We start from the raw sequence: 22,011 nt of genomic DNA, 5'->3' as shown, positions 1-22,011 counted from the left end.
TCACCTTTTAAACCAGCCCGAACAGGGTCAACAGCAGATCGATAGCCTTGATACCGATGAAGGGCACCACCAGCCCACCCAGGCCGTAAATCCACAGGTTGCGGCGCAGCATGGCGGCCGCCGTGAGCGGCTTGTAGCTCACACCTTTCAGCGCCAGCGGGATCAGGAAGACAATAATCAGGGCGTTAAAGATTACCGCGCTCAGAATGGCCGATGCCGGGGAGTGCAGGTGCATTACGTTCAGGGCGTTTAATTGCGGATAGGTCGCAGCAAACGCGGCCGGAATGATGGCGAAATATTTCGCCACATCGTTAGCGATGCTGAACGTGGTCAGCGAGCCGCGCGTCATCAGCATCTGCTTACCAATGTGCACGACTTCAATCAGCTTGGTCGGGTTAGAGTCGAGATCGACCATGTTGCCCGCCTCTTTTGCCGCCTGGGTACCGGAGTTCATTGCCACCGCCACGTCGGCCTGCGCCAGAGCAGGGGCATCGTTGGTCCCGTCACCGGTCATCGCGACCAGACGCCCTTCCGCCTGATACTGACGAATCAAGGCCAGTTTGGCTTCCGGTGTGGCTTCGGAAAGAAAATCATCCACGCCCGCTTCGGCAGCAATCGCCGCGGCGGTCAGACGGTTATCCCCGGTGATCATCACCGTTTTGATCCCCATTTTACGAAGCTGGGCAAAGCGTTCTTTGATGCCGCCTTTGACGATATCCTTCAGCGCAATCACTCCCAGCACATTTGCGCCTTCAGCCACCACCAGCGGCGTTGCCCCCTGACGGGCCACGCTTTCCACCAGGCTATCCACTTCGGATGGGAAGTGACCGTTATTAGCCTCAATGTGGCGACGGATGGCGTCAACCGAGCCTTTACGGATCATCCGGTCCTGAATATTAATGCCGCTCATCCGGGTCTGTGCCGTGAAGGGCACGAAAGTGGCATGCAGGCTCTGAACGTCGCGCTGGCGCAGGTTAAAGCGCTGTTTGGCAAGAATCACAATGCTGCGACCTTCCGGAGTTTCGTCGGCAAGCGATGAGAGCTGTGCGGCATCTGCCAGCGTTTTTTCATCCACGCCAGGTGCGGGTAAGAAGTCTGATGCCTGACGGTTACCGAGGGTGATGGTCCCGGTTTTATCAAGCAGCAGAACGTCTACATCGCCCGCCGCTTCAACGGCACGTCCGCTGGTGGCGATGACGTTGGCACCGAGCATACGGCTCATACCGGCGACGCCGATGGCCGACAGCAGGCCGCCGATAGTGGTGGGGATCAGACAGACCAGCAGCGCCACCAGCACCGTGATGGTGACCGCCGTACCGCCATAGGCGGAGAACGGCCACAGGGTCGCGGTTGCCAGCAGGAAGACGAGGGTCAACGCGACCAGCAGGATGGTCAGGGCAATCTCGTTGGGGGTTTTACGACGCTGGGCGCCTTCCACCATGGCGATCATCCGGTCAAGGAAGGTTTCACCTGGGTTAACGCTACACTGGATCACCAGCCAGTCGGAGAGTATGCGCGTCCCCCCCGTTACGGAGGCGAAATCGCCGCCGGATTCACGGATAACCGGGGCGGATTCCCCGGTGATGGCGCTTTCGTCCACCGACGCGCCACCTTCAATCACTTCCCCGTCGCACGGGATAATATCGCCAGCTTCGACCAGCACCACATCGCCTTTACGCAGTTCATCCGCCGGAACGTGGTCCATCTGCGCACCGTATTTTGGTTCACGTAACTTGCGTGCGAAGGCGGTCTTTTTTACCCCTTTCAGGCTGTTGGCCTGGGCTTTACTCCGGCCTTCCGCCAGCGCTTCCGCAAAGTTGGCAAACAGCACGGTAAACCACAGCCACAGGCTAATGGCGCCGGTAAACATCGCATTTCCCGGCATGTGGCCCGTTCCCATGGCAATCGCCAGTGCGGTGGTCAGGACGCTTCCCGCCCAGACAATAAACATCACCGGGTTGTGCCACTGCACGCGCGGGCTCAGTTTTTTCACCGCATCCATGAGCGCCTGACGAACTAATGACGGTTCGAACAGGGCCAGTTGTTTACGACTCATGACAAATTCTCCGCAAAATCAGCGTAAAGAGAGGTATTCCGCGACCGGGCCTAACGCGAGGGCGGGGATAAAGGTCAGGGCACCAACCAGTAACACGGTGCCTGTGAGCAGGCCGATAAACAGCGCGCCGTGGGTTGGTAATGTTCCGGTGGTGGTCGGTTGAATTTTTTTATTCACCAGCGATCCGGCAATCGCCATGACCGGCACAATGATCCCGAAACGACCCACGAACATGCAGAACGCCAGCAGACAGTTCCAGAACGGTGAGTTGGCACTTAAGCCTGCAAAGGCACTGCCGTTGTTGTTGGCGGCAGAGGAGACGGCATACAGCACTTCGCTAAAGCCGTGAATACCCGGGTTAAAGATGCCGCTGCGTCCGGCCTCGGTCATCAGCGCCAGTGCGGAGCCGAGCAGTACGAGGGCAGGGGTTACCAGAATCGCCAGCGCGGTTAATTTCATCTCGCGGACGTCGATTTTTTTACCGAGGTATTCCGGGGTACGACCAATCATCAGACCGGCAATAAACACCGCCAGCATCACGAACAACAGCATGCCGTAAAGACCTGAGCCCACGCCGCCAAATACCACCTCGCCAATCTGCATCAGCCACATTGGGATCATGCCGCCCAGTGCGGTGAAGGAGTCATGCATGGCATTCACCGCCCCGCACGAGGCCGCCGTGGTGACCACCGCATAGAGGCTGCTGGCGAGAATGCCAAAGCGGCTCTCTTTACCTTCCATATTGATATTGCTGTTAGCCCCAAGCTGCATGAAATGGCTATTGCCGTTCCATTCAGCCCACATCACCAGCGCAACGCAGACCACGAAGATTAACGACATGGTCCAGAGCAGGGTGCGCCCCTGACGGCGATCGTTGACGACATCACCAAAGGCAAAGCAGAGTGCGGTGGGGATCAGGAAAATCGCCAGCATCTGCACAAAATTGGTCAGGGCAGTCGGGTTTTCAAACGGATGCGATGAGTTGGCGTTGAAGAAGCCGCCGCCGTTGGTGCCGAGCATCTTTATGGCTTCCTGCGACGCCACGGGCCCCATCGGCAGGAGCTGTTTTGCCCCTTCCAGCGAGGTATAAGGGGTGTATGGCAGCAGGTTTTGCAGGCTACCTTGCTGAATAAAGAACAGCGCGATCAGCAGCGCAATTGGCAGCAATATCCACAGCGTGATGCGCGTCAGATCCACCCACGCGTTACCCAGGGTACTTATTTTCTGACGAGCAAACGCGCGCGTCAGCGCGAAGATCACAGCGATACCGCTGGCGGCTGAGAGGAAGTTCTGAACGGTTAACCCAACCATCTGGCTGAAATAGCTGAGCGTGGTTTCACCCGCATAGGACTGCCAGTTGGTGTTGGTGACAAAGCTGACTGCCGTATTCAGCGCAAGATGCCAGGACAGACCCGGTAATTGTTGCGGATTCAGCGGCAGACTCCCCTGCAGCATCAGCAGGGTAAAAAGTGCAATCAGCCCAACAATATTCAGCAGCAGAATGGCAAACAGATATTCACGCCAGCTCATCTCGCGATCGTCTATTCCCAGTACACGCCAGATCCCTTTTTCAACGCTTCCCGTACCAGGCAGGGGGACGTTGTTGATAAGCCTTGCCAGCCCCATTCCCAGTGGCCTTGCCAGAACGAACAACGCCAGTAAGAAGCTGGCAATAAGCAAAAACGCCTGAGCAGCCATCAGAATGCCTCCGCATTAATCAGGGCATAAACCAGATAACCCAATAACAGGAACACCAGCACGATGCCGGCAATAAGACCTGCACTCACAATCCACCTCCGGGTGACTTTTGTTGTTGGGTTAACGGTAGGATTTATGGCGCAAAGATTTCGCAAAAATGAGGAGAGAGGGTGTAAAAAAAGTATAAAAATGGCAAAGCCCACAATTTAACTATTGGTAAGTAAATTGTTAACTTTTTTGTAACTAAATTACGGCGCGAGTGTAAATATTCACTAAATGGATGAAAATAAGTGGTCGGATGAGTAGTAAAATTACACACAAAGCGATATTATTTTATCCAGGTCACAGATTTTGAATTTTCCGGATGACGTTTCCGGCCAACTATAGGGGAGAAAATATGGATCTGTATAAAGCGTATCCAGCTCATATTGTGTTCATGCGTCGCACTTTCGCCGTAGTGGCTGGCGTGCTGGCCCTGCCGGTGATGCTGTTCTGGAAAGATCGCGCTCGTTTTTACAGCTATCTGCACCGCGTCTGGGCGAAAACCAGCGAGAAGCCGGTATGGATGGATCAGGCCGAGAAAGCGACCTGCGACTTCTACTAAAAAAAGAAAGACTACACATAGCAATAAAAAAACCGCCTACAGCAATGTGGCGGTTTTTTTTGTCCCTCGGGATTCGCGGTCCGTTGGGATGGTCTTGCAGCCCCTACCCGGGATTTTCATCATACCCTCCTGTAAGCAGATGACAATCCCTCTAAGTCTTTATAAATTCCTAATTTTATTTGAGTATCTTACCTTAGCAGCGAATGTTAATTATGATGCTGCGTCCCTTTCCGCCATCTCGCAAATGGGCATCGGTCCCGGGAAAGGTGTATTTACAGCCGTAAAGCAGCCCGCCTACCCGGGCTTGTGTCCACCGATTTATCACCGGTGGTGAACGGTGGAGCGGTTAGCTGCAGGGACCGCATAATGAAACGCTATTTTTGCATCGCGTTCATTGTCGCCAGCGTACTCGTTGTTAAGAGCGATGAACCGAACCAATTTGTCGCTTTTACCACGATAGTGCAGGACAAGTAGCGTTAAGGCCGCCCCGGGCGGCCTTTTTTATTTCATCCCGTCTACACTTCATGGCAAAGTACAGTAAAAGCCCGCCACTTTTTCCTTTGGTGGCGTGCCCTTACGGACATAATGGATATTTGCCTGGAGTTTTATGCCCACCCATCTGGTTTGGTTTCGCGCAGATCTGCGCGTACATGACAACATCGCTCTCGCGGCAGCCTGTCGTTCTGAGGATGCCAGCGTGCTGGCACTATTCATCGCCACGCCCGAACAGTGGCAGCAGCATGATATGGCACCGCGCCAGGCGGCTTACCTCAAATCACATCTGAACGTTCTGCAACACGCGCTTGCTGAAAAAGGTATTCCGCTGATCTACAAAGAGGTCAGTGATTTTGCCGCGCAGCTTCAGATGCTGCAGGCGATCTGTCAGCAAAACGGCGTCACACACCTTTTTTATAACTATCAGTACGAGCTGAACGAACAGCGGCGGGATCGCCAGCTGGAAAACATGCTGGACGGGGTAGTTTGTGAAGGATTTGATGACAGCGTCATGCTGGCGCCGGGCAGCGTCATGACCGGCAGTCACGAAATGTACAAAGTGTTTACGCCGTTTAAAAATGCGTTTGTTAAACGCCTGAAAGAGGCGCTGCCTGAGTGCGTGGCCGCGCCCGCTGTTCGGGGCGATGCCATAACCGATCTGCCTGAATTAACGTTTAACTATCCCCAACAGACGTTCGACGATCTTCTGTTCCCTGCCAGTGAGAAATCAGCGATTGCGAAGCTGCGTCAGTTTTGCAAGCAGGGCGCGGGAGAGTACGACGCGCGCAGGGATTTCCCGGCGGTTGAAGGGACAAGCCGATTATCGGCCTGCCTGGCATTGGGCGTGCTCTCTCCCCGCCAGTGTCTGCATCGTCTCCTGGCCGAGCAGCCGCAGGCGCTGGACGGCGGGACGGGGTCGGTGTGGCTGAACGAACTGATCTGGCGTGAGTTCTATCGCCATCTGATGACTTATCATCCCGATCTCTGCAAGCATCGCCCGTTCATTCCCTGGACCGATAACGTAAAATGGCAGCACGACGAGGCGCGTTTACTGGCCTGGAAAAAGGGGGAGACGGGCTATCCGATTGTTGATGCCGCGATGCGCCAGTTGAATGAAACCGGGTGGATGCACAACCGTCTGCGAATGATTACCGCCAGCTTCCTGGTGAAAGATCTACTTATCGACTGGCGTGTCGGGGAGCGTTATTTTATTTCTCAGCTGATCGATGGCGATCTGGCAGCGAATAATGGTGGATGGCAGTGGGCGGCCTCTACCGGTACCGATGCGGCTCCCTATTTCCGGATTTTCAATCCGACCACTCAGGGACAAAAATTTGATGCTAACGGCGACTTTATTCGTCGCTGGTTGCCTGCGCTCAGGCATGTTCCTGCGAAAGCGATCCACGACCCGTGGGCATGGGCGGATAAACAGGGCGTAAAGCTCGATTATCCCCGCCCGATTGTTGACCATAAACAGGCGCGCGTCGCCACGCTGGCGGCCTATGAAGCCGCCCGTAAAGCTTAAGAGAGTGATGATGAAAAACAGCGAACTGGAAAGCCTGATTAACGAAAAACTCAATACCGCCGCCTTCAGCGATTACGGCCCGAATGGGCTGCAGGTGGAAGGCCGTGAGACAGTGCAAAAAATCATCACCGGTGTGACGGCAAGCCAGGCATTGCTGGATGAAGCGGTGCGTCAGGAGGCCGATGCGATCATTGTTCACCACGGTTATTTCTGGAAAAACGAATCACCGATTATTCGCGGTATGAAGCGCAACCGCCTGAAAACGTTGTTGGCCAATGACATCAACCTGTACGGCTACCACCTGCCGCTGGATGCACACCCGGAACTGGGGAATAACGTCCAGCTGGCGCAGCTGTTGGGGATCACTGTGATGGGCGAAATCGAGCCACTGGTCCCGTGGGGAGAGCTGTCGATGCCGGTTCCGGGTCTGGAGCTGGCCTCGTGGATCGAAGCACGTCTCGGGCGTCGTCCGCTGTGGTGTGGCGACACGGGGCCGGATACCGTTAAGCGCGTTGCCTGGTGTACCGGCGGCGGTCAGGGCTTTATCGACAGCGCCGCGCGTTTTGGTGTTGATGCGTTTATTACCGGTGAAGTCTCTGAGCAGACGGTTCACTCAGCCCGTGAACAGGGGCTGCATTTTTACGCGGCAGGCCACCATGCTACCGAGCGTGGCGGTATCCGCGCCCTCAGCGAATGGCTGACGGAAAATACCGATCTGGATGTGACCTTTATTGATATCCCTAATCCCGCCTGATGAGAGGTGCCCGAGTGCAGAGAGCGCGTTGTTATCTTCTGGGTGAAAGCGCAGTTGTACTGGAACTTGAACCGCCGGTCACGCTTGCCACGCAAAAGCGTATCTGGCGGCTGACACAGCGTCTGGTTGACATCCCGGAAGTGGTAGAAACCATTCCTGGCATGAATAACATTACCGTCGTGCTGCGCAACCCGCAGACAAAGGCGCTGGATGCTATTGAACGTCTTCAGCGCTGGTGGGAAGAGAGCGAAGCGCTGGAGCCGGAATCGAGAATGATTGAAATCCCGGTCGTCTATGGCGGCACGGGTGGGCCGGATCTTGGCGTGGTGGCGGATCACTGCGGATTAACGGAGAAGCAGGTAGTTGAGCTGCACAGTTCGGTGGATTACGTGGTCTGGTTTCTGGGGTTTCAACCCGGCTTTCCGTATCTTGGCGGATTATCCCCCCAGCTGCATACGCCGCGCCGGGCCGAGCCACGCCTGAGCGTTCCCGCGGGAACGGTGGCAATTGGCGGCGAACAAACCGGAATTTATCCGCTCACCTCACCGGGCGGCTGGCAGCTTATTGGGCACACCGCCATGCCATTATTTGAACCGGGGCAGGAGGCACCCATTCTCCTTCGTCCTGGCGATACCCTTCGCTTTATCCCGCAGAAGGAGGGGGTATGTTAACGTTACTTCGCGCAGGGCTTTATACCTCGGTACAGGATGCCGGCCGCTTTGGCCTGCGCCAGTCTGGCGTGAGCTACTGCGGTGCGCTTGATCGTCCTTCGCTGGAGATTGCCAACCTGCTGGTGGGTAACGCAGGCAGCACGGCGGCGTTAGAAATTACGCTGGGTCAGTGCGTGATTGAGTTCGGTCAGGAAACCTGGTTTGCGTTGACCGGCGCAGGTTGTGACGCCACGCTAGACGGCAAAGCGGTGTGGACCGGCTGGCGGTTGCGGGCGAAAGCCGGGCAACGTCTGATGCTGAAACGGCCTCTGCACGGCGTGCGCAGTTACCTTGCGGTAGCGGGGGGCATTGACGTGCCGGAGGTGCTGGGGTCAGCCAGTACCGATCAGAAAGCGGGCATAGGCGGGCATGAGGGACGTTCGCTGCGCGATGGCGATCGTCTGGCGATTAAGCCGTCAACACGCGATTTCTCGACGACGCAGGGCGTAAAACAGTTGCTGTGGGGGAACGTGATCCGCGCCTTACCGGGGCCGGAATATCAGGAGTTCGATGACGCTTCTAAAGAGTCTTTCTGGCGTTCGCCGTGGAAGATTAGCCCGCAGAGTAACCGCATGGGCTACCGCCTGCAGGGGCAGCCGCTGACCCGCACAACCGACCGGGAGTTGCTCTCCCACGGCTTATTGCCTGGCGTCATTCAGGTTCCGGGCAATGGTCAACCCATTGTGCTGATGAACGATGCGCAGACGACGGGCGGTTATCCGCGCATTGCCTGCATTATTGACGCGGATCGCTACCATCTGGCGCAAATTCCCCTCGGTCAGCCGATCCATTTCGTGCAATGTTCGCTGGAGGAAGCGCTGAAAGCGCGACAGGATCAGCAGCGTTATCTCGAACAGCTGGCGTGGAGGCTTGATGGTAAAGATTGATTTAAATGCCGATCTGGGGGAGGGGAGCCGCGCCGACGCAGAGCTGATGACGCTGGTCTCTTCGGTTAACATCGCCTGCGGCTTTCACGCGGGTGATGCGCAAACCATGCTGGAGAGCGTGCGCAATGCCATTAAAAACGGCGTGGCGATAGGCGCTCACCCGAGCTTTCCCGACCGGGAGAACTTTGGCCGTACGGCGATGGACCTGCCGCCGGAGACGGTCTACGCTCAGATGCTTTACCAGATTGGTGCGCTGGAGGCGATAGTGCGCGCTGAGAAGGGCGTACTGCGCCACGTGAAGCCGCACGGCATGCTTTACAATCAGGCGGCGAAAGATCCTGCTCTGGCGGACGCCATTGCCCGCGCGGTGCGGGATTGTGACTCTCAGCTGATTCTGGTGGGCCTGGCGGGCAGCGAGCTGATCCGCGCCGGGCAGCGCCTGGGGTTAACCACCCGCCAGGAAGTGTTTGCCGACCGGGGATATCAGCCTGATGGCAGCCTGGTGCCGCGAACGCAGGCCGGGGCGCTCATTACCGACGAAGGTAAAGCGCTGGCGCAGACGCTGGAGATGGTGTGCGCCGGGCGTGTCATCGCTGTGGATGGTACATCGGCAAATGTTCAGGCCGATACGGTATGCTTACATGGCGACGGCGAGCATGCGCTCCAGTTTGCGCGACGCCTGCGGGCAGCGTTCTCTGATGAGGGTATTCTTGTCAGCGCAGAATAATCATTTAAGGACAATAACATGCCAGAAGGTCCGGAGATCCGCCGCGCGGCGGATAGCCTGGAAGCGGCGATAAAGGGCAAACCGCTGACGGATGTCTGGTTTGCCTTTCCGCAACTCAAACCGTTTGAATCACAGCTGCTGGGGCAGACGGTGACCCATATTGAAACGCGCGGGAAAGCCTTACTCACGCACTTTTCCCATAACCTGACGTTATATAGCCATAACCAGCTTTACGGCGTCTGGCGCGTGGTTAACGCGGGTGAACAGCCGCAAACCACCCGTGTGCTGCGGGTCAGGCTGCAAACGGCGGATAAAGCCATCCTGCTTTACAGCGCGTCGGATATCGAAATGTTAACGCCTGAGCAGTTGCTCGTTCATCCGTTCTTGCTGCGCGTCGGGCCGGATGTGCTGGATATGCGCCTGACGGCGGGCGATGTGAAAGCCCGTTTGCTGTCACCCAAATTTCGCAATCGGCAGTTTTCCGGTCTTTTTCTCGACCAGGCCTTTCTGGCCGGGCTCGGCAACTACCTGCGGGTGGAAATCCTTTGGGAAGCCGGGCTGGCGCCGCAGCATAAAGCCTCGCAGCTCAGCGATGAACAGCTGGAAGCGCTGTCCCATGCGCTGCTGGACATTCCGCGTTTATCCTACACGACGCGCGGCGTGGTAGATGAGAACAGGCATCACGGGGCGCTGTTCCGGTTTAAGGTGTTTCATCGGGCGGGGAAAAAGTGCGAGCGATGTGGCGGGATTATCGACAGGATTATGCTCTCTTCGAGACCTTTTTACTGGTGCCCGCACTGCCAGAAATAAAAGTAAAACGGTAACCCAAGGGTTACCGTTTTTAAGGTTTTCACCCTCTCCCTGTGGGAGAGGGCTGGGGTGAGGGCATCATGCCACACCCAACGTCTGTTAGCGCTTAATATCAGACTTAAAATCACGCTGCTCGTAGCCGGTATACAGCTGACGAGGACGGGCGATTTTCATGCCTTCGCTGTGCATTTCGTTCCAGTGCGCAATCCAGCCTACGGTACGGGCCATGGCGAAGATTACGGTGAACATGGAAGACGGAATACCCATCGCTTTCAGAATGATACCGGAGTAGAAGTCGACGTTCGGGTAGAGTTTCTTCTCGATGAAGTACGGGTCGTTCAGCGCGATGTGTTCCAGCTCCATCGCCACTTCCAGCAGATCATCTTTGGTACCCAGTTCTTTCAGCACTTCGTGGCAGGTTTCACGCATCACGGTGGCGCGTGGGTCATAGTTTTTGTAAACACGGTGACCGAAGCCCATCAGGCGGAAGGAGTCATTCTTGTCTTTCGCGCGACGCACGAATTCAGGAATGTGCTCAACGGTGCTGATCTCTTCCAGCATCTTCAGTGCCGCTTCGTTCGCACCGCCGTGCGCCGGTCCCCACAGGGAGGCGATGCCCGCAGCGATACAGGCGAACGGGTTCGCGCCTGAAGAGCCCGCGGTACGGACGGTAGAGGTGGAAGCGTTCTGTTCGTGGTCAGCGTGCAGGATCAGGATACGGTCCATTGCGCGTTCCAGCACCGGGTTCACTTCGTACTCTTCGCACGGCGTGGAGAACATCATGCGCAGGAAGTTACCGGCGTAGGAGAGGTCGTTACGTGGATACACAAACGGCTGGCCGATGGAGTATTTGTAACACATCGCCGCCATGGTAGGCATTTTGGACAGCAGACGGAACGCCGCGATATCACGGTGACGCGGGTTATTCACGTCAAGGGAGTCGTGGTAGAACGCCGCCAGCGCACCGGTAATCCCGCACATCACCGCCATCGGGTGAGAGTCACGACGGAACGCATGGAACAGACGGGTAATCTGCTCATGGATCATGGTGTGACGGGTGACGGTGGTTTTGAATTCATCGTACTGCGCCTGCGTTGGCTTTTCGCCGTTCAGCAGGATGTAGCACACTTCCAGATAGTTGGATTCGGTGGCTAACTGATCGATGGGGAAGCCGCGATGGAGCAGGATACCTTCGTCACCGTCAATGTAGGTGATTTTGGATTCGCAAGATGCGGTAGAGGTAAATCCAGGGTCAAAGGTAAATACTCCTTTGGAACCCAGCGTACGGATATCAATAACATCCTGACCGAGCGTGCCTTTTAGCACATCCAGTTCAATAGCATCACCACCGTTGAGGGTGAGTTTTGCCTTTGTATCAGCCATTTACGGTCTCCTTAGCGCCTTATGCTTAAGACTGCGCTTTACCGGATTTGCTTTCAGCTGTTAATCACCGTTACCAGATTGTTATTTGGCTTACCGCTCAGCTCACGAGGACAAACCAGGGTACAGAGCTATGGCGCCTTGCAGGTAAACGAATGAAATATCAGTGAAACAACAGCAAATCAGCGTTTTTGCAGTCCGAATTATTCAAACCTGTATATCACTAATAACTGTCCTGATAACTTCGGTCAATACCATCACACTGTTACATAACTATTTGTCAGGTGAAAGAGAGACCTCATAACTTTTGCGCATTATATGCCTTTTCTGATGACGTTTGTAACAATATTGTTTAACATTTGTCAAATCAGATGATTAAAAATTAAAAAGATGTTGTTATCGTGACCCTGATCACTGTTCCAGAGAAAACCCGACAAACTGTATGTAGGTTAATTGTAATGATTTTGTGAACGGCCTATACTGCCGCCAGGTCTCCGGAACACCCTGCAATCCCGAGCCACCCAGCGTTGTAATGTGTCGTTGAAGCATCTGGAAGCATTGTTTTGCATGACGCGCAGTTATAGAAAAGGAACGCTGCTTGACCCGCATCGCAGTCCGGAGGAAGGAAACAATAAGAACAGCATGTGGGCGTTATTCATGATAAGAAATGTGAAAAAACAAAGACCTGTCAATCTGGATCTGAAAACGATCCGGTTCCCCGTAACAGCAATAGCGTCCATTCTGCACCGTGTTTCAGGTGTAATTACGTTTGTGGCGGTCGGCATTCTGCTGTGGTTACTGGGTACCAGCCTCTCCTCCCCTGAAGGATTCCTCCAGGCCTCTGCCATCATGAACAGCTTCTTCGTGAAATTCATCATGTGGGGCATTCTGACCGCGCTGGCGTACCACGTCGTCGTGGGTGTTCGTCATATGCTGATGGACTTTGGCTACCTGGAAGAGACGTTCGAAGCCGGGAAACGCTCCGCTAACATTTCATTTGTGATTACTGTCGTGCTTTCACTTCTCGCAGGAGTTCTCGTATGGTAAGCAACGCCTCCGCATTAGGACGCAACGGCGTACATGACTTCATTCTTGTCCGTGCTACCGCTATCGTTCTCACCCTTTACATCATCTATATGATTGGTTTCTTCGCGACCAGCGGTACGCTGACGTGGGAAATCTGGAGTGGGTTCTTCGGATCCGCCTTCACCAAAGTGTTCACCCTGCTGGCGCTGTTCTCCATCCTTATTCATGCGTGGATTGGTATGTGGCAGGTGTTGACCGATTACGTTAAACCGCTGGCGATTCGCCTTCCTCTGCAGCTGGCCATTGTCGTTGCACTGGTGGTTTACGTTATTTATGGATTCGTTGTGGTGTGGGGTGTGTAATGAAACTGCCAGTCAGAGAATTTGATGCTGTTGTGATTGGTGCCGGTGGCGCAGGTATGCGTGCCGCACTGCAAATTTCCCAGAGCGGCCAGACCTGTGCGCTGCTCTCTAAAGTGTTCCCGACCCGTTCCCACACAGTATCCGCGCAGGGCGGTATTACCGTTGCGCTGGGTAACTCCCATGAAGATAACTGGGAATGGCACATGTACGACACGGTAAAAGGTTCCGACTACATCGGCGACCAGGATGCCATCGAATATATGTGTAAGACCGGCCCGGAAGCGATTCTGGAGCTGGACCACATGGGGCTGCCGTTCTCCCGTCTGGAAAACGGCACCATCTATCAGCGTCCGTTTGGCGGCCAGTCGAAAAACTTCGGCGGCGAGCAGGCGGCACGTACCGCAGCGGCGGCTGACCGTACCGGCCACGCACTGCTGCACACCCTGTATCAGCAGAACCTGAAAAACCACACCACCATCTTCTCCGAGTGGTATGCGCTGGATCTGGTGAAAAATGCCGATGGCGCAGTGGTCGGTTGTACCGCGCTGTGTATCGAAACCGGTGAAGTCGTTTACTTCAAAGCCCGCGCAACCGTGCTGGCCACCGGCGGTGCAGGCCGTATTTACCAGTCCACCACCAACGCCCACATCAACACCGGTGACGGTGTCGGCATGGCAATCCGCGCAGGCGTGCCGGTTCAGGATATGGAAATGTGGCAGTTCCACCCAACCGGTATCGCCGGTGCCGGCGTTCTGGTAACAGAAGGCTGCCGTGGTGAAGGCGGCTACCTGCTGAACAAACACGGCGAACGCTTCATGGAGCGTTATGCCCCGAATGCGAAAGACCTGGCGGGTCGTGATGTGGTGGCGCGTTCCATCATGATCGAAATCCGTGAAGGCCGCGGCTGTGATGGCCCATGGGGTCCACACGCGAAGCTGAAACTCGACCATCTGGGTAAAGAGGTGCTGGAATCCCGTCTGCCGGGCATTCTGGAGCTGTCTCGTACCTTCGCACACGTCGACCCGGTGAAAGAGCCAATTCCTGTTATCCCAACCTGCCACTACATGATGGGCGGTATTCCGACCAAAGTGACCGGTCAGGCGTTGACCGTGAACGAGCAAGGCGAAGATGTGGTTATTCCTGGCCTGTTCGCCGTAGGTGAAATTGCCTGCGTATCCGTTCACGGCGCAAACCGTCTCGGCGGCAACTCGCTGCTGGACCTGGTGGTATTCGGCCGTGCAGTCGGTCTGCATCTGCAGGAATCCATTGCCGAGCAGGGCGCGCTGCGTGACGCGACCGACGACGAAATTGATGCCTCTCTTGAGCGCCTCAACCGCTGGAACGGCAACCGTAACGGCGAAGATCCGGTGGAAATCCGTAAAGCACTGCAGGAATGCATGCAGCATAACTTCTCGGTATTCCGCGAAGGTGACGCAATGGCCAAAGGTCTTGAGCAGCTGAAAGCGATCCGCGAGCGTCTGAAAAATGCCCGTCTGGATGACACCTCCAGCGAGTTCAACACCCAGCGCGTTGAATGCCTGGAGCTGGATAACCTGATGGAAACTGCGTTCGCGACCGCGATGTCGGCAAACTTCCGTACCGAGAGCCGTGGCGCGCATAGCCGCTTCGACTTCCCGGATCGTGATGACGAAAACTGGCTGTGCCATTCCCTGTATCTGCCAGAGTCGGAATCCATGACGCGTCGTAGCGTCAACATGGAACCGAAACTGCGTCCGGCGTTCCCGCCGAAGATTCGTACTTACTAATGCGGAGACAGGATAATGAAACTCGAATTCTCAGTTTATCGTTATAACCCGGATGTTGATGATGCTCCGCGTATGCAGGACTACACCCTGGAAGCGGAAGAAGGTCGCGACATGATGCTGCTGGATGCGTTAATCCAGCTGAAAGAAAAAGATCCGACACTGTCGTTCCGTCGCTCCTGCCGTGAAGGGGTCTGCGGCTCTGATGGCGTGAACATGAACGGCAAAAATGGCCTGGCCTGCATCACGCCCATTTCCGCGTTGCAGCGTCCTGGTCAGAAAATTGTTATCCGTCCTCTGCCAGGCCTGCCGGTCGTGCGTGATTTGGTGGTAGACATGGGGCAATTCTATGCACAATATGAGAAGATTAAGCCTTACTTATTGAATAATGGGCAAAATCCACCCGCTCGCGAGCACTTACAGTCTCCTGAGCAGCGTGAAAAACTCGATGGGTTGTACGAGTGTATTCTCTGCGCATGTTGTTCAACGTCCTGTCCGTCGTTCTGGTGGAACCCGGACAAGTTTATCGGCCCGGCCGGTCTGCTGGCTGCCTATCGCTTCCTGATCGATAGCCGCGACACCGAAACCGAGAGTCGTCTGGAAGGACTGAGTGACGCTTTCAGCGTATTCCGCTGCCATAGCATCATGAACTGCGTCAGTGTATGTCCGAAGGGACTGAACCCGACGCGCGCCATCGGCCATATTAAGTCGATGCTGCTGCAGCGCAGTGCGTAAGTAAAAACGCCGGATGGCGCTGCGCTTATCCGGCCTACGTAACAGTAGGCCCGGTAAGCGTAGCGCCACCGGGAAAATTGCAGAAACCTTTAAAAACTGCCCTGAAGTTTAGACAGTTTCTAAAGGTTCCTTCGCGGGCCAAATGAAAAGAGCTCGCAGGTGAACCCCGGCACGTACACGTGGTGTGCGTGGTAGTTTCTACGGCGAAAGTAAGCATAAAAATGCTTAAGGGATCACGATGCAGAACGGCGCAATGAAAGCCTGGCTGGACTCTTCTTTCCTTTCTGGTGCGAACCAGAGCTGGATTGAACAGCTCTATGAAGACTTCTTAACCGATCCTGACTCAGTGGACGCAAACTGGCGTTCCATGTTCCAGCAGTTGCCTGGCACAGGGGTCAAACCGGATCAATTCCATTCCAAAACACGTGATTATTTCCGTCGTCTGGCGAAGGATGCCTCACGTTACTCTTCTGCGATTTCCGACCCTGACACCAATGCGAAGCAGGTTAAAGTCCTGCAGCTTATCAACGCTTATCGCTTCCGTGGTCACCAGCATGCGAATCTCGATCCGCTGGGACTGTGGCAGCAAGAACGTGTGGCCGATCTCGATCCGGCGTATCACGATCTGACCGAGGCCGATTTCCAGGAAAGCTTTAACGTAGGTTCTTTTGCCATCGGCAAAGACACGATGAAGCTGGGCGAACTCATTGATGCGCTCAAGCAAACCTACTGCGGCTCCATCGGCGCGGAATACATGCACATTACCTCTACCGAAGAGAAACGCTGGATCCAGCAGCGTATCGAATCCGTAGCGGGCCATGCGAATTTCTCAGCAGACGAGAAAAAACGTTTCCTTGGCGAACTGACTGCAGCAGAGGGCCTTGAGCGCTATCTGGGCGCGAAATTCCCGGGCGCAAAACGCTTCTCGCTGGAAGGCGGCGACGCGCTGGTGCCGATGCTGAAAGAGCTGATTCGTCATGCAGGCAAGAGCGGTACCCGTGAAGTGGTACTGGGCATGGCGCACCGTGGTCGTCTGAACGTCCTGGTCAACGTGCTGGGTAAAAAACCGCAGGACCTGTTCGACGAATTCGCGGGCAAACATAAAGAGCACCTCGGCACCGGCGACGTGAAGTACCACATGGGCTTCTCGTCTGATATCGAAACCGAAGGCGGTCTGGTTCACCTGGCGCTGGCGTTTAACCCGTCACACCTGGAGATCGTCAGCCCGGTGGTTATCGGTTCCGTGCGTGCGCGTCTGGATCGTCTGGACGAGCCAAGCAGCAACAAAGTGCTGCCAATCACCATTCACGGTGATGCGGCGGTAACCGGGCAGGGCGTGGTTCAGGAAACCCTGAACATGTCGAAAGCGCGTGGTTATGAAGTGGGCGGTACCGTTCGCATCGTGATCAACAACCAGGTGGGCTTCACCACCTCTAACCCGCTGGATGCCCGCTCTACACCATATTGCACCGACATCGGTAAAATGGTTCAGGCGCCGATCTTCCACGTGAACGCGGACGATCCGGAAGCTGTCGCTTTCGTTACCCGTCTGGCGCTGGACTTCCGTAATACCTTCAAACGCGATGTGTTCATTGACCTCTTCTGCTACCGCCGTCACGGCCACAACGAAGCGGATGAGCCAAGTGCAACCCAGCCGCTGATGTATCAGAAAATCAAAAAACACCCGACGCCACGCAAAATCTATGCTGACAAGCTGGAAAGCGAAAAAGTGGCGACGCTGGAAGATGCGACCGAACTGGTCAACCTCTACCGCGATGCGCTGGATGCGGGTGAATGCGTAGTGAAAGAGCTGCGTCCGATGAACATGCACTCCTTTACCTGGTCGCCGTACCTCAACCACGAGTGGGATGAGAGCTACCCGAACAAGGTTGAGATGAAGCGTCTGCAGGAGCTGGCTAAACGCATCAGCACCGTACCAGACGCTATCGAGATGCAGTCTCGCGTGGCGAAAATCTATTCTGACCGTCAGTCCATGGCTGCAGGTGAGAAGCTGTTTGACTGGGGTGGCGCGGAAACGCTGGCTTATGCAACGCTGGTTGACGAAGGCATTCCCGTGCGTCTGTCCGGCGAAGATGCGGGCCGTGGCACCTTCTTCCACCGTCACGCGGTGGTTCACAATCAGTCTAACGGTTCAACCTATACCCCACTGCAGCACGTCCACAACGGTCAGGGTCAGTTCAAAGTCTGGGACTCCGTACTGTCTGAAGAAGCGGTACTGGCCTTCGAATACGGCTACGCCACCGCTGAACCACGCACCCTGACCATCTGGGAAGCGCAGTTTGGTGACTTCGCCAACGGTGCGCAGGTCGTTATCGACCAGTTCATCTCCTCCGGCGAGCAGAAGTGGGGCCGCATGTGTGGTCTGGTCATGCTGCTGCCGCACGGTTATGAAGGCCAGGGTCCGGAGCACTCCTCCGCGCGTCTGGAACGCTATCTGCAACTTTGCGCTGAGCAGAACATGCAGGTTTGCGTGCCGTCCACTCCGGCTCAGGTCTACCACATGCTGCGTCGTCAGGCACTGCGCGGTATGCGCCGTCCGCTGGTGGTCATGTCTCCGAAATCCCTGCTGCGCCATCCGCTGGCGGTATCCAGCCTGGATGAGCTGGCAAACGGCACCTTCCTGCCAGCCATCGGTGAGATTGACGAGCTGGATCCGCAGGCCGTGAAGCGTGTGGTGATGTGTTCTGGTAAGGTTTATTACGACCTGCTGGAACAGCGCCGTAAGAACGATCAGAAAGATGTCGCCATCGTGCGTATCGAACAGCTTTATCCGTTCCCGCATCAGGCGATGCAGGAAGTGCTGAAACCTTACGCTCACGTTCATGATTTTGTCTGGTGCCAGGAAGAGCCGCTTAACCAGGGCGCATGGTACTGCAGCCAGCATCATTTCCGTGAAGTGATTCCATTTGGGTCCGCTCTGCGTTACGCAGGTCGCCCGGCCTCCGCCTCTCCGGCGGTAGGGTATATGTCCGTTCACCAGAAGCAGCAACAAGATCTGGTCAATGACGCGCTGAACGTCGATTAATTAAAGGATACATAATGAGTAGCGTAGATATTCTTGTTCCCGACCTGCCTGAATCTGTAGCAGATGCGACCGTCGCTACCTGGCACAAAAAACCAGGCGATGCCGTTAAGCGCGATGAAGTGCTGGTAGAAATCGAAACTGACAAAGTGGTACTGGAAGTACCGGCTTCGGCGGATGGCGTACTGGACGCGGTGCTGGAAGATGAAGGTACGACCGTCACCTCTCGTCAGATCCTGGGTCGCCTGCGTGAAGGCAACAGCGCGGGTAAAGAGTCCAGCGCCAAGTCTGAAGAGAAAGCCTCTACGCCGGCTCAGCGCCAGCAGGCTTCTCTGGAAGAACAGTCTAACGACGCCCTCAGCCCGGCGATCCGTCGCCTGCTGGCTGAACATAGCCTTGACCCGGCTGCCATCAAAGGCACCGGTGTGGGTGGCCGTCTGACGCGTGAAGACATCGACAAGCACCTGGCGAAAGCACCTGCTCAGGCAGAAGCGAAAGCCCCTGCGGCAGCGCCAGCAGCAGCTCAGCCTGCTCTGGGTGCCCGCAGCGAAAAACGCGTCCCAATGACGCGCCTGCGTAAGCGCGTGGCCGAGCGTCTGCTGGAAGCGAAAAACTCCACCGCGATGCTGACCACTTTCAACGAAGTGAACATGAAGCCAATCATGGACCTGCGTAAGCAGTACGGTGACGCGTTTGAAAAACGTCACGGTATCCGTCTGGGCTTTATGTCCTTCTACGTGAAGGCTGTCGTTGAAGCGCTGAAACGCTACCCGGAAGTGAACGCGTCCATCGATGGCGATGACGTGGTTTACCACAACTATTTCGACGTCAGCATGGCGGTTTCTACTCCACGTGGTCTGGTCACCCCGGTTCTGCGTGATGTGGATACCCTAGGTATGGCTGACATCGAGAAAAATATCAAAGAGCTGGCTGTTAAAGGCCGCGACGGCAAGCTGACCGTAGACGACCTGACCGGCGGTAACTTCACCATTACCAACGGCGGCGTATTCGGCTCGCTGATGTCTACCCCGATAATTAACCCGCCGCAGAGCGCGATCCTGGGTATGCATGCCATTAAAGATCGTCCGATGGCGGTAGACGGTAAAGTTGAGATCCTGCCAATGATGTACCTGGCGCTCTCTTACGATCACCGCCTGATCGACGGCCGCGAGTCCGTGGGCTTCCTGGTTGCCATTAAAGAGCTGCTGGAAGATCCAACGCGTCTGCTGCTGGACGTCTAGTTTTGCAGTCTTGCCCGGCGGCGTATGGCTGCCGGGCCACTAAAAGCACTACCTAACGATTACCTGAAGGATGGATAGAACACATGAACTTACATGAATATCAGGCCAAACAGCTGTTTGCCCGGTATGGCTTACCGGCTCCGGTGGGTTATGCCTGTACTACCCCGCGTGAAGCAGAAGAAGCCGCATCTAAAATCGGTTCCGGCCCGTGGGTAGTTAAATGTCAGGTTCACGCTGGTGGCCGTGGTAAAGCGGGCGGTGTGAAGGTTGTTAAGAGCAAAGAAGAGATTCGTGCGTTTGCTGAACATTGGCTCGGCAAACGTCTGGTGACCTACCAGACAGATGCGAACGGCCAGCCGGTTAACCAGATCCTGGTTGAAGCAGCGACCGATATCGCTAAAGAGCTGTACCTGGGCGCGGTTGTTGACCGTAGCTCCCGTCGCGTGGTGTTCATGGCGTCTACCGAAGGCGGCGTGGAAATCGAAAAAGTGGCGGAAGAAACCCCACATCTGATCCACAAAGTGGCGATCGATCCGCTGGCAGGCCCAATGCCTTACCAGGGTCGCGAGCTGGCGTTCAAACTGGGTCTGGAAGGCAAGCTGGTTCAGCAGTTCACCAAGATCTTCATGGGTCTGGCGACTATCTTCCTGGAGCGCGACCTGGCGCTGATCGAGATTAACCCGCTGGTGATCACCACCCAGGGCGATCTGATCTGCCTCGACGGCAAACTGGGCGCTGACGGCAACGCGCTGTTCCGCCAGCCGGATCTGCGCGAAATGCGCGACCAGTCTCAGGAAGACCCGCGTGAAGCACAGGCTGCACAGTGGGAGCTGAACTACGTGGCGCTGGACGGCAACATCGGCTGTATGGTCAACGGTGCGGGCCTGGCAATGGGCACCATGGACATCGTTAAGCTGCACGGTGGTGAGCCAGCGAACTTCCTCGACGTGGGCGGTGGCGCAACCAAAGAGCGCGTGACCGAAGCGTTCAAAATCATCCTCTCTGACGACAATGTTAAAGCGGTTCTGGTTAACATCTTCGGCGGCATCGTTCGTTGCGACCTGATCGCCGACGGTATCATTGGTGCGGTAGAAGAAGTGGGTGTTAACGTTCCGGTGGTTGTACGTCTGGAAGGTAACAACGCTGAACTCGGCGCGAAAAAACTGGCTGACAGCGGCCTGAATATTATTGCAGCGAAAAGTCTGACGGATGCAGCTCAGCAGGTTGTTGCCGCAGTGGAGGGGAAATAATGTCAGTTTTAATTAATAAAGATACCAAGGTTATCTGCCAGGGCTTCACCGGTAGCCAGGGGACTTTCCACTCCGAACAGGCGATTGCCTACGGCACGCAGATGGTTGGCGGCGTCACGCCAGGTAAAGGTGGCACCACGCACCTGGGCCTGCCGGTGTTCAACACCGTGCGTGAAGCCGTAGAAGCGACGGGCGCAACCGCGACCGTTATCTACGTTCCGGCACCGTTCTGCAAAGACTCCATTCTGGAAGCGATCGACGCGGGCATCAAACTGATCATCACCATCACTGAAGGTATCCCGACGCTGGATATGCTGACCGTGAAAGTGAAGCTGGATGAAGCTGGCGTGCGCATGATCGGCCCGAACTGCCCGGGTGTTATCACGCCAGGCGAATGCAAAATCGGCATCATGCCGGGTCACATCCACAAGCCGGGCAAAGTGGGCATCGTGTCCCGTTCCGGTACCCTGACCTATGAAGCCGTTAAGCAGACCACCGATTACGGCTTCGGCCAGTCCACCTGTGTGGGCATCGGCGGTGACCCGATCCCGGGCTCTAACTTCATCGACATCCTGAAACTGTTCCAGGAAGATCCACAGACCGAAGCGATCGTGATGATTGGTGAGATCGGTGGTAGCGCGGAAGAAGAAGCGGCTGCTTACATCAAAGAACACGTGACCAAGCCAGTTGTCGGTTACATCGCGGGTGTGACCGCGCCGAAAGGCAAGCGTATGGGTCACGCAGGGGCGATCATCGCCGGTGGTAAAGGTACGGCTGACGAGAAATTCGCAGCGCTCGAAGCCGCAGGCGTGAAAACCGTTCGCAGCCTGGCGGATATCGGCGAAGCACTGAAATCCATCATTAAGTAAGTCCTCTCTGCTCCCCGACAGGGGAGCGTTGAAGTAAAAAAATGTCCGTTTCGACATGGTTGGCCGCTGAAAAGCG

The 22,011-nt window shown here is 55.8% G+C and carries 19 protein-coding genes; 15 read left to right on the top strand and 4 right to left on the bottom strand.

The window, feature by feature from the left end; genetic code table 11:
• Positions 1 to 7 precede the first annotated feature (7 nt).
• Genes kdpB through kdpF form a run of 3 tightly spaced genes read right to left on the bottom strand, consistent with a single transcriptional unit; the run spans position 8 to position 3,843 of the window.
• Positions 8 to 2,056 (bottom strand): potassium-transporting ATPase subunit KdpB, encoded by a 2,049-nt coding sequence (kdpB, locus tag ACOTY9_RS10180; protein ID WP_045268239.1) that lies wholly within the window; start codon positions 2,054 to 2,056, stop codon positions 8 to 10.
• An 18-nt stretch (positions 2,057 to 2,074) separates the two neighbouring features.
• Positions 2,075 to 3,754 (bottom strand): potassium-transporting ATPase subunit KdpA, encoded by a 1,680-nt coding sequence (gene kdpA / locus ACOTY9_RS10175; protein ID WP_014883026.1) that lies wholly within the window; start codon positions 3,752 to 3,754, stop codon positions 2,075 to 2,077.
• The gene (gene kdpF, locus ACOTY9_RS10170) at positions 3,754 to 3,843 is read right to left on the bottom strand and encodes a K(+)-transporting ATPase subunit F (protein WP_014069365.1); all 90 of its coding nucleotides are present in this window, start codon (positions 3,841 to 3,843) and stop codon (positions 3,754 to 3,756) included. The genes kdpA and kdpF overlap by 1 nt, the downstream gene beginning before the upstream one ends.
• 308 nt (positions 3,844 to 4,151) lie before the next feature.
• Between kdpF and ACOTY9_RS10165 the strand changes: the two genes are divergently transcribed.
• The 7 genes from ACOTY9_RS10165 to nei all read left to right on the top strand — a co-directional run bounded on the left by ACOTY9_RS10165 (position 4,152) and on the right by nei (position 10,266).
• Positions 4,152 to 4,358 carry a YbfA family protein gene (locus ACOTY9_RS10165; RefSeq protein WP_014883027.1) on the top strand — a complete coding sequence of 69 codons (207 nt, stop codon included), beginning with the start codon at positions 4,152 to 4,154 and terminating at the stop codon, positions 4,356 to 4,358.
• Between the two features lie 607 nt (positions 4,359 to 4,965).
• Positions 4,966 to 6,378 carry a deoxyribodipyrimidine photo-lyase gene (gene phrB / locus ACOTY9_RS10160; protein WP_023338170.1) on the top strand — a complete coding sequence of 471 codons (1,413 nt, stop codon included), beginning with the start codon at positions 4,966 to 4,968 and terminating at the stop codon, positions 6,376 to 6,378.
• Between the two features lie 10 nt (positions 6,379 to 6,388).
• Positions 6,389 to 7,132: a type 2 GTP cyclohydrolase I gene (locus ACOTY9_RS10155; RefSeq protein ID WP_014883030.1), complete on the top strand. Its 744-nt coding sequence runs from the start codon at positions 6,389 to 6,391 to the stop codon at positions 7,130 to 7,132.
• Between the two features lie 14 nt (positions 7,133 to 7,146).
• A complete protein-coding gene (gene pxpB, locus ACOTY9_RS10150) occupies positions 7,147 to 7,803 on the top strand; it encodes a 5-oxoprolinase subunit PxpB (RefSeq protein WP_023336926.1) in 657 nt (218 codons plus the stop codon).
• The gene (pxpC, locus tag ACOTY9_RS10145; protein ID WP_023332415.1) at positions 7,797 to 8,729 is read left to right on the top strand and encodes a 5-oxoprolinase subunit PxpC; all 933 of its coding nucleotides are present in this window, start codon (positions 7,797 to 7,799) and stop codon (positions 8,727 to 8,729) included. The genes pxpB and pxpC overlap by 7 nt, the downstream gene beginning before the upstream one ends.
• Positions 8,716 to 9,456 (top strand): 5-oxoprolinase subunit PxpA, encoded by a 741-nt coding sequence (gene pxpA / locus ACOTY9_RS10140; RefSeq protein WP_252070389.1) that lies wholly within the window; start codon positions 8,716 to 8,718, stop codon positions 9,454 to 9,456. The genes pxpC and pxpA overlap by 14 nt, the downstream gene beginning before the upstream one ends.
• Before the next feature lie 18 nt (positions 9,457 to 9,474).
• A complete protein-coding gene (gene nei / locus ACOTY9_RS10135) occupies positions 9,475 to 10,266 on the top strand; it encodes an endonuclease VIII (RefSeq protein ID WP_200924992.1) in 792 nt (263 codons plus the stop codon).
• 99 nt (positions 10,267 to 10,365) lie between these two features.
• Here the strand turns inward: nei and ACOTY9_RS10130 are convergent, their stop codons facing one another.
• Entirely contained in the window at positions 10,366 to 11,649 is a 1,284-nt protein-coding gene (locus ACOTY9_RS10130; RefSeq protein WP_014883035.1) for a citrate synthase, read from the bottom strand.
• A gap of 639 nt (positions 11,650 to 12,288) precedes the next feature.
• Between ACOTY9_RS10130 and sdhC the strand changes: the two genes are divergently transcribed.
• The 8 genes from sdhC to sucD all read left to right on the top strand — a co-directional run bounded on the left by sdhC (position 12,289) and on the right by sucD (position 21,935).
• Positions 12,289 to 12,693 (top strand): succinate dehydrogenase cytochrome b556 subunit, encoded by a 405-nt coding sequence (sdhC, locus tag ACOTY9_RS10125; protein ID WP_020684965.1) that lies wholly within the window; start codon positions 12,289 to 12,291, stop codon positions 12,691 to 12,693.
• Positions 12,687 to 13,034 carry a succinate dehydrogenase membrane anchor subunit gene (sdhD, locus tag ACOTY9_RS10120; protein ID WP_008501088.1) on the top strand — a complete coding sequence of 116 codons (348 nt, stop codon included), beginning with the start codon at positions 12,687 to 12,689 and terminating at the stop codon, positions 13,032 to 13,034. The genes sdhC and sdhD overlap by 7 nt, the downstream gene beginning before the upstream one ends.
• Positions 13,034 to 14,800, top strand: coding sequence for a succinate dehydrogenase flavoprotein subunit (sdhA, locus tag ACOTY9_RS10115; protein WP_014883036.1), 1,767 nt, complete (start codon positions 13,034 to 13,036; stop codon positions 14,798 to 14,800). The genes sdhD and sdhA overlap by 1 nt, the downstream gene beginning before the upstream one ends.
• Before the next feature lie 15 nt (positions 14,801 to 14,815).
• Positions 14,816 to 15,532: a succinate dehydrogenase iron-sulfur subunit SdhB gene (gene sdhB / locus ACOTY9_RS10110; RefSeq protein WP_014883037.1), complete on the top strand. Its 717-nt coding sequence runs from the start codon at positions 14,816 to 14,818 to the stop codon at positions 15,530 to 15,532.
• A gap of 238 nt (positions 15,533 to 15,770) precedes the next feature.
• Positions 15,771 to 18,578, top strand: a complete 2,808-nt coding sequence (gene sucA / locus ACOTY9_RS10105; protein ID WP_045281595.1) for a 2-oxoglutarate dehydrogenase E1 component — start codon at positions 15,771 to 15,773, stop codon at positions 18,576 to 18,578.
• Positions 18,579 to 18,592: 14 nt separating this feature from the next.
• Entirely contained in the window at positions 18,593 to 19,816 is a 1,224-nt protein-coding gene (gene odhB / locus ACOTY9_RS10100; protein ID WP_014883039.1) for a 2-oxoglutarate dehydrogenase complex dihydrolipoyllysine-residue succinyltransferase, read from the top strand.
• 83 nt (positions 19,817 to 19,899) lie between these two features.
• Positions 19,900 to 21,066 (top strand): ADP-forming succinate--CoA ligase subunit beta, encoded by a 1,167-nt coding sequence (sucC, locus tag ACOTY9_RS10095; protein WP_006809579.1) that lies wholly within the window; start codon positions 19,900 to 19,902, stop codon positions 21,064 to 21,066.
• Positions 21,066 to 21,935, top strand: coding sequence for a succinate--CoA ligase subunit alpha (gene sucD, locus ACOTY9_RS10090; protein WP_008501094.1), 870 nt, complete (start codon positions 21,066 to 21,068; stop codon positions 21,933 to 21,935). Before sucC ends, sucD begins: the two co-directional genes overlap by 1 nt.
• Positions 21,936 to 22,011 lie beyond the last annotated feature (76 nt).

This window comes from Enterobacter cloacae complex sp. SHL012, from assembly GCF_049237505.1.
Classification (GTDB): domain Bacteria; phylum Pseudomonadota; class Gammaproteobacteria; order Enterobacterales; family Enterobacteriaceae; genus Enterobacter; species Enterobacter kobei.
This window is presented reverse-complemented; position numbering and strand designations above follow the sequence as displayed.